We start from the raw sequence: 11,721 nt of genomic DNA, 5'->3' as shown, positions 1-11,721 counted from the left end.
CTACGACGCTGACTCCAGAATACCCATCTCAAAACTTTCCCGCAGCTATCGATGGAGCTGTGTGTACCACTGGTTGGGATGCCACGCTGGTTTCGTTTCCAGCTCATCAGGCTGGCTCAAGGCGTTGGCGTTGGCCTCGCCCGTCCCTTCTTCAAGCTCCTCTTCAGAATCCTCAACTGACCCAAGGAGGGACCGCTTCTTCGGGTCGACATACCACCAGTCCTTTGGTTGCTTATCCCATGAACTTCGGCCCGTGAAGTATTCGCTCAACTCTACGCTCGGGTCGATGACGCCTTTCAGATCCGAACAGAGCGGATCCAGTGCTTGAACTTGCAGATTCGCCCACTCTAGCCAGGCTTGGGCCTCTAGGCTTTGATCTCCCTTCTGCTCAAAGGCAGCAATAAATTGCCTTAGTCGCTCAGCCTGCTCCCAAGCCCGTAAGTTGTTGACCAGCCTAACCCTTTGCAGCCTGAGTATCTCCTGGGCACGCGCTTCCGCGACCCGGCGTTTCTCTGCTTCACGCTCCCTAGCTTCTCGCTCCTCTCGCTGAATCCGATTTGCCAGCAAGGCAGCCTCCCAGGAAGGGATTGCTGCAACGACCTCGCGAAGCTGTGCTTCAAGCGATGCCTTGGCACGGTCTTTCCAGATGTTGGGGCAATTACTGATCCCCCGACTGAACTCCAACGTGAACTCCCCTGTCCCCACCAAGATATAGGCGGGACGCCAAGGCTCGTAGTAGTGCTCGCCACGTCGGCCAGGTGGCCGTGGCGGCGGCGGAGGTGGAGACGTCTGTTTGGTTCGTTCATCCAACCGAAAAACAATGACACCTTCTTTGAGGACCAGCTCGGTCTCGGCGTTCTTTTCCGAAATGCGTACCTTGTAACCCTTGTCCTCGAACTGTTTGATCAAGGCATCCATCAAGATCAACGCTCGATCGAGCTGAGCAGCCGATGTCCTCACCCGCAAGAACTTTTGATAGTTCAGCGGTATGACCCCTTTGTCTTCCTTTCGATCCTTCGCCGCTGCTTTAAGCTCGGCAACCAAACGATGAGGCTTGACCAGTTCCGTCGGAATTTCGATCAGCGGGCCGTTAGGGATCTCGACTTTCGGCAGCTTTGGTGGTGGATTCTCATGCACGGTGAACCATACCGAGTCCGGTTGATCCGGCTTGGATTTGGGCAATGGCGGTGTCTTCACTGCCCTGCCCGATTTCACAATGGCCCAGTGCCCTCGGTTCGGGAGGGGGATTCCCGCTTTCCGACACGCCTTTGCGACAGCGGCGTCGGATACACCGATTTCCTTGGCGATGACCAGAACCGGGCGATCCCACACCATTTTGTAGAGATCTTCCCGCGTGAATTCGACTTGCTTGTACATCTCGCTCTCCCACCCTTAAAGAAGCTCGTCACTGGCTACGTGATGCCGGAATCTTTACCTGACCCAGAATGCCCGGCACCTGTTCCAGAGCGCCCACGTAGATCAACCGATCCACAAATGCGTTGATGGGCCGATAGAAGTCCGGGATCTGCTGGTTCTCCAGGTCCGTGAATGCCCAGAAGGAAATCCTGTTCTTCCGGATGCCCGCGCTGCGCACCTTGCTACGGAACTTGTACTGCGCCCGGAACAAGATGTAGAGCCCCTCCTCCCGCCCGAACTGCTGCATCACCCACTGCGCCAGCTCCCTTTGGTTAAACTGCGTTCCCGCCAACTGTCCAAGTACGAACCGGTGGTAGCTGGCGGCTTGCCATAGGCTGGGGTGAACCTGGTAGATCCATGCATTGGGTCCGCAGTAGCGGATTGCCTTCTGCACCTCCGCAGAAGGGATCTGGCTGATCAGCCGCTCTGCCTCCTCGCCGTCTCGGACCTGATAGTCGGCCAGCAGAGTCTCAATGCGAGAGACCGAAACCAGGGTGGGCAGCTCCTCCAGCAGTTCCAGATAGGGAGCCCGTTGCTGCTCCTGAAACCGAGCGCGGTTCTCTTGCTGGGCCATCCGTTGGGCTTGCGCGTCCGCAGCCGCTCTTAGCTGGACTTGCCGGGCCTCCTCCAGGCGCTGCCGCTCCAGCGCGATTTCCTGGTTGCGCAGCGTTACCTGGGCTTTGAGGTCCCGATAGGCCGCGCGCCAGGCCTCGGTCGCTTCCGGGCAGGACAGCCAATACCGATTGGCAGGGTCGTACAGGACCGCCTCGATCAACTGGTCCTCGTCATGGAGGAAGTCCGGGCTCAAGGTCGACAGATCGATTTCGACCAAGCGCTTTCCCTCGGCCTGAATTCGGCGCTGCTTCAGGGCGTCCACCGCGTGGCTAACCCGGATCTCGATCAGCAATTCGCCCCGATCATCCTGGGCCATTACATCCGGGGTGTAGTCGCCCTGAGCCTCCTCCAATCGGAGGTCCTGCAGCTGAACCCGGCGGGCCGGGTAGTCCACCCATGTCCCAATCCATTCTCCACCGGCATCGTCCAGCAGAACCGGAGGGTTGGGCAGGTCTGCCTCTCCATCCCAGGCCGGCAGCAACACAGCGGCATGCTCGGCCAGCAGCTGTTTGGCCTTCTTGTGAAGGGCCGTCTCATAGCCAGCCCGGCAGTTCGATTCGGCCAGATGGGCGAAGTGCGGGCGTCGATGCTCACTGTCGGTGGCCTTGGCGACCAGAGGCGCCTGGCAAGCGGGGCAAATGCACCCGCACTGCAAGCCAGTGGGAACCTGCCTGGGGCTCCACATCCGCCCCTCCCTGAGGCCGAACGGGACTCGGAGACTACCGGCCTCCGGGCGGGCCTGAGACGAGGCGAACTGAGGGTGATCGAATGAACCTTGGCGCATGGCGGCTTTCCTTCCAGACTGATGGGAAGGACAAAGCGTGTGGAGGCGACATGGACACAAACAGCCCGAAACCACCAGAAACTGGTTTCGATAAGTTCAACGCAATCAAGATCTTGCGGGACTGGCTGGATCGCGAGGGCGGCAACAAGAAGACCCCGCAGGTACTAGACCTCTTGGCCGAGCACACAGCCAAGGCCTGGGCAAGCGATCAACCGGCCCCGGCTGTGGATCCGGACACCCTGCGTCGGTTCTATTTCGACAAGCACGGCGGGCGGACCCCGGACACCCCTGCCTCACGCTGGCTGCCGAGCACCGAGGTCCGCCAATGGTGGGACATGCGGCAAGCGCAGCTGGAACAAGCCTGCCGCCAAGCCGGGCTCGCCCTCATCCCCGTGCTCACGCTGCAATCCGGCGGCGGCCGCGGGAACACAACCCTGTATCGGTTGGACATTCAGCTCTTACCAGTGGCCGATGAGATTCCCGAAGGTATCCCTCCCATCGAGACCGGGGCAGCGCAAGCCAAACTCATCCGATACCAGGTCGAACCCGCCAAGGCGGCCTGGTGGCTGCGCCCAATCATCGGGGATGCGCCCTTTCGGATGCGTAGTTGGCGGGGCTATCTGCTTATCGGAATGACGATTGCTGAGGCGCTGGCGCTCCTCGCGCTCTGGGGCTTCCTCCTTCTAATCTTCCGGGGAGCGCGCCCGATCCAGATCAGTGACCTCGGGCTTTTCTTGACGCTCCTGGCGATCACGTGGACCTGGTTGCACTTCACGCAGCCACTCATCCGGTTACCCATCGATCGGGTCACGATTGCCAGCGACCTGTTCCTCGCCTGGTCACAGCTCAACGGACAGTTTCGGATGACCCGGGATGCAAAGAGCAAAGTGGCGGGTGGGTGGTTTCAGTTTGTGCGGCACTGGGGAACCTGTCCCATCTGCGCTGGCGAGGTAGAGATTGCCGCCGGTCGGCAGGCCTTTCCGGGACGTCTTGTCGGGCGGTGCAGCGATAGCCCGTTGGAGCATGTTTTTAGCTTTGACCCCGTCAGCCTCATCGGAGCAGCCTTACACACCGACTCTTCACGCTAGTCAGCCTGATGGCCGAAGAACTTGGACACACCACCAACATAAGTGCCCTTTAAGGCGTCGATCTTTGCATACTGCATCGGCACCACTCCACTAACGAAAAGAGCTGACACAATCGCCGGCGCTTCGATGCCGGAGAATCTTGCGAGCTCGGGTAGATTATCCTGAAGCATGCGAACTCTTTCCAAGTGCCGAAGCAGCTTGTCCGGTTTGCCCTTCTTCAATTTTCCTTGATAGTCGGAGAGCAGCGCAGCGATCTCAGAGTAATTGCGCGCAATTGAAAGATCCTTGCACTCTCCGATACAGACCAGGTTACTTCCTGGCTTCCAAGCCAGAATATCGATATCCCCGAAATCGCGATCTAAGCCGCGCCTCAATATTTCGGGAAGCCCAATGCCTTCTCGTACCGTCCAGCCAGCCTCTTCAAACTCTTCGGCGGCCTTATGATTGAACGTATGTCCTTCGCCGGCACGACCTCGCCACTCCTTGCGCATTGGATCACTGACGAAGAATGATTGATCCAGTGTTCCTTGGTATGCGGAACCTAGAACGTATAGGACTCCGCGGCGCAACATGCTGGGGGCGATGACCAATAACGGATCATCTGAATCATCCATCCGGATGATTGGTCGCGCGACTAGCGACAGCCTTCGCCCAAAACGCCAAGGGAATATCTCCTGCAATTTGAACCCAGGAGGCGGCTTATCCCAGTGTGGACGTGGGGCTAGCTCGTATTGCCCAATGAAGCGAATGAGCTTTTCCTGCTCAAGCACCCCTGCGAACACGGACAAAAACTCACTTCTGCGCAGCTTCAGGATCGGGACTCTCTCTTGAATCGCCTTTCCTTCAACAGCATCAAGAATCTGCCTCGTTTGGTCTATATCAACCCCAGTCTCGGCAACCCATGCCTCCCAAAAAGGCTCACCGAAATACTCGCGCGTACTGTCTAGCCCTTCTGGCGGCAAGTAATACTTTTGCTGCCCTGCAGCGCTGCAAACAAACGCCTCACCCATTGCCTGAATCAAAGTCGGCTCGACGACTTCATTACCGAAATCATCCTGAAAAAGGATATCCCCCAACGGAGAGATCCTCAGGCGTGGGATCAAGGCGTTGAAGTAAATCCCGTCAGAAAGCCCACCCATCCGTATTAGTAAGGAAACCTTTGCAATGAGGTCCCCAAGCTCCATCTCCGCTGGCGCCACTCCACCTTCAAGCGGACATGCACACAGAGCCATTTCAATCAAAACACGGCTACAAATGCTTGCGCCTGAGAATCTTGAGAGCTCTGAAACTATCTCATTGACCACATGCGATTCATCACCATGTAGACCAAGAACGGCTGCTGACGTCTTCTTCCACTGCTGCTCATTCCTTGTTGCTTCAAGGCAATTTAGAAGCAGCCTGTCGACAACCGCACCGCGATCGAAATGACCCAGACTTCCAAGGATATCTCCTACGAGTGCGTCAACAGCTTTATTCAACAGAGATGTGCAGTTATCTCTGCCATCGACAACGTCACTCTCTCCTTCGTGCAACCGCCACCCGAGTCCAAGGCGCGAAATTGCATCGTCGATTGGATTAATCGAGATCAATTCTCCCGGCAATTCATCCCGAATGTAGTCGATCAACTCATGCGCGTGAAACATGTGAAAACTACGCGCCGCATCATTCGGGACCACAAGCCCCTTGAGCTCCCTGACCAACGCTTCAGGATCCTCCATCGACATCAACATCAACAGTCCACGCAACATACTCTCAACTATTGCGCTTTCCGCCGTGTTCTTTGGCTCTCTGAATGTGTGAATAAATCCACCGGAAAGGCTAACCAGAGCAGCTTTCCCACCGTCCGAAATCTCTATTGAACAATGGCCGATCGGTGACGTCGGGATCTCTGCCTCAATGGCTTCTAACGCCGCTTCGTCATCCTCAAAGCGGATACACACGCCGAAATGGCCCCCGCCCTCAAACTGATCATCAAGAACTGATCCGATGCGGTGCAACCATTCTGTCGTCATCTCCCAAAGACGGTAGTGTGTCTCCGAAGAAATGATGTTTGGCGTATCCACTTCTAGCCAAATCTTATGCTCCCCTTCATAGAGGGCCACCAATCGCCCATCTCCCGCGCAGTGCATGCATGCGTATAGCCGTGACATACTTTCTCTTGGGAAGGTTGGATACGGCTGAATCCTTTGTATGTCGTGCCAATCACCTCTGTGATCCCAAGCCGAATGGCGATCATGGCTTTGATCAACTTCCACCCGAAGATCACGAAGGAGGTTGAGCGGTGGATTGATGTGAATTGGCCGATCGGGTGAGATTCGCCCCGGTGGCAGGTCCTCATGCGGCACAAAGTGCCCATGATTTCTCCTCATCCAGCCAAACAGGTTAAGGACGCCATTGAGGTTGATGATCTTTACGCCGTTTGCCCTTACGGCATTAAGACCTTCCTCATAACGCCAGAATCGGCGCACATTCATTTCGTCCAGCCCACTTAACCTGACCAAGTCGGCAGCAGATATGAATTCAAACTTCCATTTCTTAGACCCGTCGCTCGAGAATGAGGCGTCATAGCCCTTGCCCCATCCACATCCCACTACCACATGGATGCCTCTTCGAAAATCGGGGTCGGCTTCATGGCTTTTCTCAGCACTCCGCATCGATCTTTGTAGGGATTCCTGCAGTTCGTGACTTAGCTCGATTGCGCTTTTGAAGCCCCCACCATCATGTCTCGCAATGGAGGACAGAAATATGTGAAATGCGATCACATACCCACGATCTATAGCGACAGAGAAGCTTGCAAGACGATCCGCGCCTCTTTTCCCCCATGCAACTGGAGCGCGCTTGAGATCCCCAAAAAGGGGAGTGCTTCTGAGAATTTCGGCGTATTCTGCCGATAGCACTAGATCAAACTGGTCTGTCGCTCCCATTTCATTGACAGTCCATATTGCAAATTCTCGGAGCGCAGTTGTGATCGCGGTCGGAATGACAACGATCAGCCTATCCCCGACATCGATAAATGGATGCCGATCTATTGCTGTGAGAGCGACTTGTTGACCACCTAGCTCGGTCAGTGCTTGCCTAGGGAGGAAGAAGGGGGCCAAGTCCTTTTTCAAGACACCCCGTGCTTGGAGGTCTTGATACAGAATGGATGTTCTCTCGATCAGCGCATCTCGTCGCCCTATCTTTGTCGTGGAAATTGTCGCGCGACGAGTATCAGATCCCTGCTGATAACGGTGTAACCCCGCCCTCTCGCAGATGATGTCCGAGACCACCAGCATTGCACGCACGGCACGTTTGAGACTCTCGAAATTCCCCTCCTCAGGCATAGTCGCTATCACGTTAACCACACGCTGCGTGTAGAATCCCGCCGACTCCCAAATGCCCTCTAGCATTCGATAGTCGGTCTCTTCTGTCTGGATCAGTGTTACAAACACATCTTCTGCGGGGTCCTCGCCACTGACACACGGAGACTTCCCAATCTCCAGGTACCAGCGCCCCACATCATTCAGATTTGGCGTCTTTTGGCCATGACAATGCATCACGGCCAGAGCGACCAGAAGCTCTAACCTGATGCAGTTGGATTGATATTCCGGAAGCGTCAGCAATGAACCAAGCAACGCTACGGCCTGGAGCCGACTAAAGCGACTCAGATCCGCGCATAAATTTCGATTCGCCTCTGTCGCCTCGTCGAGGCTAATTTCCAGTTTAGCCCATCGCTCACTTTCTGCCATTCGCGCAAAGAGATCCTCCATCTGTGCGCTCCAGCGATCTAGACTTACCCGCTCAAGCTCATCCTTGTTCAAGTCCTTACCCCCGACGCCCCGCACTTTCAGTAGCGGGCTGTTTATAGTCCGGGCTTCATCGTAGCGACTTTGGCCGCCAACTGCTGTCAAGCTACTTAGATGGGCCGACCTCCCCACCGATGCCGATGCTATTGCAGAACGGCATGCCCGCCCCCTGACACTTAGCGCTTCAGTCGCCCAGACCGCAGCATGTCATTGACCTCAGCGATGGTGATGCCTCGGCTCTTCGCGATCTCTTGCTTGAAGTAGGTGATCAACCCAGGTTCTCGCCCCTCAACCGTCATCCATCTCAGCGCCTGTGAGGTCGAGTCGACTTGGTCGTCGTACTTGCTCTTGGGGAAGGTGATCAGCTCATAGATGTAATCCTGGAGCCAAGACGCTTCCTTGGGGATGCGGACGCTACCGTTCTCTATCGTGGCCGTCTGAGCGTGCATGCGCATGACCTTGTCGCCACCCTCGGTCTTGACCCCCTTCATGCCGTAGAGCTCGCCGCGTAGTTCCTGGATCAACTGGCTGCCCGAGGCCTTGTCCTCGATCAGGATGGTTTCGGCCTCCCACTGCTTGGCTAGCCTGACAACCTGCCGCTTGAGCTCCGGATACTCCATCCGCTTGCGGTAGACATCGAGCAGATAGAAGACCTTGTTGTAGACGCCCCAAGTGGTGCAGACGCTGAAGTCGGCCAACTGGGATTCCTTGATGGCCGTATCCCAGCTCTGAATGATGGCATCGAAGGTTTTCGGCAGGTCTTCTTGCTCGTAGCTGAGCAACCAGGTTTGTTTGACCAACCCACCACCCAGCGGTACCGGGGCCTGTAGGTACTGAGCCGAGAAGGCATAGGTGCCCAGGGCGGATCGGATCTGCTCCAGGACCCCAACGGGCTCTCTCCGCGGATGCAGCAGATCCCCGATCTCGCGCCGGTAGATCTCTTCGCCTAGCAGGGTGCTGTAATGCCAGGTCTCGTCCTCGTGGGCGATCGCCGGCAGGTTCACGACCTCCCAGTCCTCCTGCTCCAGGACGTGCCCGACCAAGTCGTCCAGGTGCAGCCGCTGCATGATCAGGACGATGGCGCCGGTCTGCTTGTCGTTGAGCCGGGTATAGAGCGTGTGGTCGAACCAGTCGTTGGCAGCCTGTCGCTGGACATCGGACAAGGCTTCATCCGGCTTGACCGGGTCGTCGATGATCAGGATGTCCCCACCCCGCCCGGTCGGCACCCCGCCGACCGAGGTCGCCATGCGTCCGCCCTTCTGGGTGGTCTCGAAATCGGCCGTGGCGGTACGGCCTGCCAGACGGGTGGCAAACACACGCTGGTACCAGGGCGACTGCATGACCGAGGCGGTGTCCCGGGCCAGCTTGCTGGAGAGCTCCTGGCCATAGCTGGCGCAGATGATCCGCTTGGACGGATCCTTGCCCAATACCCATGCCGGGAACGCCACCGAGGCGCAGATCGATTTCAGGCTCCGGGGCGGCACGGTGATGATCAGCCGACGTAGCTTTCCCTCGAAGACTTGGGTCAATCGATCAGCGATCAGATCCAGGTGCCAGTTGTGGGCATACGGCGAGGTCGGATCGACGTGGGCGAAGGTACGGGCGATGAAGGTGGCCAGATCGTGTCGCAGCAGCGCATCGAACTCGGCCGGCGAGACAGACATGGGCTGCGGAACAGCCTTCAAAGCAATGCGCTTAGTCATGGGAGGACTCCGGTGGCGAACGATCCAGCCGCTTGAGTAGATCGGAAAGAATGGCGGCATCCTGAGCTTCCAGTGATGTCGAAGGGCCAGGCTCTTCCATACCGACTAGGGGCGAGAGGCCCAGCATCTGCTGCATGGCCTTGGCATCGCCTTTGACGGCGCGGTTCACCAAGCCCTTCACGGCGGCATCGAGCTTGGTGATGAGCCGCGGTCGCCCGTGCTCAATGATCGGCACCTTCTCGCGCAGAGCACGGTTCAAGGCCATGGCGAGATTGAGCGACCCTTTAGGACGACCCTTGGGATTGCCAGACTGGCCGGGCTGAAACCGTGAGTGTTTAGGCGGTTTGCCGTAGCCGACGGCGTAGTCATCGATAACCGCCGTCGGTGGTGTCACCTTCTTCGCGCGCTTGGAGGTGGTCATGGCGCAACCTCCTGCGACACGACCTCATCCACGGCTCCGGCAGCTCGTCGGGCCATGACGGCCTCGAAAGGCTCGCCACTCTCGACCAGCACGGCGGATCGCTCTGTACGCCGTTGCCAACGCTGGATCGCCACATCGACGTAACGCGGATCCAGTTCGATTCCATAAGCGATCCGGCCGGTCTGCTCGGCCGCGATGAGCGTGCTGCCACTGCCCAGAAAGGGATCCAGCACGATCTCGCCCCGCTGGGAGGCATCCAGCAGCACATCGGCGATCAGGACCACCGGCTTGACGGTCGGGTGCAGGGCCAAGAGATTGCCCTCCCCCGTGGACCGGGCAAAGGAGTTGATCCCGGGATAGCGCCAGACGTTGGTGCGGTTGCGGCCGAACCGGCCGAGCTGCACGTTGTTGGTGTGGGCGGCTTCACCGGCCTTGAACACGAACACCAGCTCGTGCTGGCTACGGTAGAACGAGCCCATGCCGCCCGTGCCCTTGTCCCAGACGCACAGGTTCTTGAGCGAGAGTTCGGCAGCGTCTCCAGCAGCGAGCAATTCTCCTACGTGCCGCCAATCCATGCAGACGTAGATCAACGCACCTGCAACCGAGGTGCGCCGCATCTCCCGCAACGCCTGGCGAAGGAAATCAGTGAACCCCTCTTGCGACAGCTCGCCACTGGCCATCGGGAACTCGGGGTGCTGGATCGCGCCGTTGCCGCTGACGTGGCCTGCAATGGGGACGTTATAGGGCGGGTCGGTGAACACCACGGCCGCCGAAGCACTGGCCATCAAGGTGGCGTAGGTCTCGGGCAGCAGCGCATTACCGCAGGCGATACGGTGGGATTCGAGCTGCCAGACATCTCCCAGCCGGGAGACTGGCTCGGCCGAAGGATCGACCGAAGGCAGCTCCTCTACATCCTCCTCGATCTCGCCCAGGCTCTGGATGCGGAAATCGATCTCAGGAAGATCAAATCCAATGGCATCCAGATCGAAGTCGAGCTCAGCTTCGGACAGGACCTTGAGCTGTTCGGCGAGCAGCCGGTCATCCCAGGTGGAGCAGTCGGTGAGCCGGTTGTCAGCAATTCGATAGGCCCGCACCTGATCCGGGCTCAAATGCTCAAGCCGGATGGTCGGCACCTCGGACCAGCCCAGGGACTTGGCGGCGAGCAGCCGGCCGTGACCGGCGATTACGTGGTTCTGGGCATCAATCAGGACCGGACAGTTGAAGCCGAAGGTCTGGATGCTCTTGGCCAGCTGTCGCACGTGGCGATCCGGGTGCTGGCGAGGGTTCTGAGGGTCGGGGATCAGAGAACCGACGGGAAGAGATTGCAGGTCAAGCGCGTGAGTCGTTGGTGTGGGCATGAGTCGCTCCGGTGTGGGAAACGACCCTTAAGTAATCACCGATTCCCTGTTCGGGCTATGCGCTCCCTTCGGATCGGCGCACTTTGCTCCGTACGCTCCGGACATAGGCCTCACTCACATGGAGCTGAAGAGCCACGTTCTTGGCCGCATCCCGGCGGTCGATCCCGAAGGCTCGAAGCGCCCGCTCAATCTCAGGCGCCTTGGAGTGGGCACGTCGCGCTTTCGCGGCCGCTTCCGTGGGCGGACGCCGTTGAAGCTTGGCAACCTCCGTCAGGAAGTCCCGCTCCATCTCCTGAACCTGCCGGACAATGGGCAGTTCCAGCGAGCCTGGACCCTTCTCCTCCCCCTCGGCCCAGTATCGGCGTTTGCCGTCGTAGCCGAGCTCACTTATGACACCTTGAGGGATCTTGGGGTACTGCAGGTGATAGACGGAGCTCCGGATAAGCGTGGCCTCGTCTTCAGTAAGGGGGATCCCCCGCTCCTGAGCCTTTTTAATGGTTCATCGCGGATTAGCGTGGAGCCTCAGCTGACCAGCAGTACCCTTTAGGCCT

Annotated in this window: 7 protein-coding genes; 1 reads left to right on the top strand and 6 read right to left on the bottom strand. The window is 58.1% G+C overall.

Annotated elements, in window-relative coordinates:
* Positions 1–45: 45 nt before the first annotated feature.
* Together RT460_RS12160 and RT460_RS12155 are read right to left on the bottom strand one after the other, a co-directional pair.
* Positions 46–1,377 carry a hypothetical protein gene (locus RT460_RS12160; RefSeq protein ID WP_313319223.1) on the bottom strand — a complete coding sequence of 444 codons (1,332 nt, stop codon included), beginning with the start codon at positions 1,375–1,377 and terminating at the stop codon, positions 46–48.
* A 28-nt stretch (positions 1,378–1,405) separates the two neighbouring features.
* Positions 1,406–2,815: a competence protein CoiA family protein gene (locus tag RT460_RS12155; protein ID WP_313319222.1), complete on the bottom strand. Its 1,410-nt coding sequence runs from the start codon at positions 2,813–2,815 to the stop codon at positions 1,406–1,408.
* Between the two features lie 50 nt (positions 2,816–2,865).
* Here RT460_RS12155 and RT460_RS12150 point away from each other — a divergent pair, with 50 nt between their 5' ends.
* Entirely contained in the window at positions 2,866–3,903 is a 1,038-nt protein-coding gene (locus tag RT460_RS12150) for a hypothetical protein (protein ID WP_313319221.1), read from the top strand.
* Here RT460_RS12150 and RT460_RS12145 read toward each other — a convergent pair.
* The 4 genes from RT460_RS12145 to RT460_RS12130 form a co-directional block, all read right to left on the bottom strand.
* On the bottom strand, positions 3,900–7,703 hold the full coding sequence (locus RT460_RS12145; protein ID WP_313319220.1) for a hypothetical protein: 3,804 nt from the start codon (positions 7,701–7,703) through the stop codon (positions 3,900–3,902). The genes RT460_RS12150 and RT460_RS12145 overlap by 4 nt on opposite strands.
* Positions 7,704–7,864: 161 nt before the next feature.
* Positions 7,865–9,391 carry a phage terminase large subunit gene (gene terL / locus RT460_RS12140; protein WP_313319219.1) on the bottom strand — a complete coding sequence of 509 codons (1,527 nt, stop codon included), beginning with the start codon at positions 9,389–9,391 and terminating at the stop codon, positions 7,865–7,867.
* Positions 9,384–9,812, bottom strand: a complete 429-nt coding sequence (locus RT460_RS12135; protein ID WP_313319218.1) for a DUF5681 domain-containing protein — start codon at positions 9,810–9,812, stop codon at positions 9,384–9,386. The genes terL and RT460_RS12135 overlap by 8 nt, the downstream gene beginning before the upstream one ends.
* Complete coding sequence (locus RT460_RS12130; protein WP_313319217.1) at positions 9,809–11,170, bottom strand: DNA methyltransferase; 1,362 nt, start codon at positions 11,168–11,170, stop codon at positions 9,809–9,811. The genes RT460_RS12135 and RT460_RS12130 overlap by 4 nt, the downstream gene beginning before the upstream one ends.
* Positions 11,171–11,721: the final 551 nt, after the last annotated feature.

The organism is Stenotrophomonas sp. (assembly GCF_032061965.1).
GTDB lineage: Bacteria > Pseudomonadota > Gammaproteobacteria > Xanthomonadales > Xanthomonadaceae > Stenotrophomonas.
The sequence above is the reverse complement of the archived record's forward strand: the minus strand, read 5'-3'. Positions and strand labels throughout refer to the sequence as shown.

What these genes read in the sequence shown, in the direction of transcription:
- RT460_RS12155 (WP_313319222.1), bottom strand. Translation starts at nt 2,815, where the DNA reads ATGCGCCAAGGTTCATTCGATCACCCTCAGTTCGCCTCGTCTCAGGCC.
- RT460_RS12150 (WP_313319221.1), top strand. Translation starts at nt 2,866, where the DNA reads ATGGACACAAACAGCCCGAAACCACCAGAAACTGGTTTCGATAAGTTC.
- RT460_RS12130 (WP_313319217.1), bottom strand. Translation starts at nt 11,170, where the DNA reads ATGCCCACACCAACGACTCACGCGCTTGACCTGCAATCTCTTCCCGTC.
- RT460_RS12135 (WP_313319218.1), bottom strand. Translation starts at nt 9,812, where the DNA reads ATGACCACCTCCAAGCGCGCGAAGAAGGTGACACCACCGACGGCGGTT.
- RT460_RS12160 (WP_313319223.1), bottom strand. Translation starts at nt 1,377, where the DNA reads ATGTACAAGCAAGTCGAATTCACGCGGGAAGATCTCTACAAAATGGTG.
- terL (WP_313319219.1), bottom strand. Translation starts at nt 9,391, where the DNA reads ATGACTAAGCGCATTGCTTTGAAGGCTGTTCCGCAGCCCATGTCTGTC.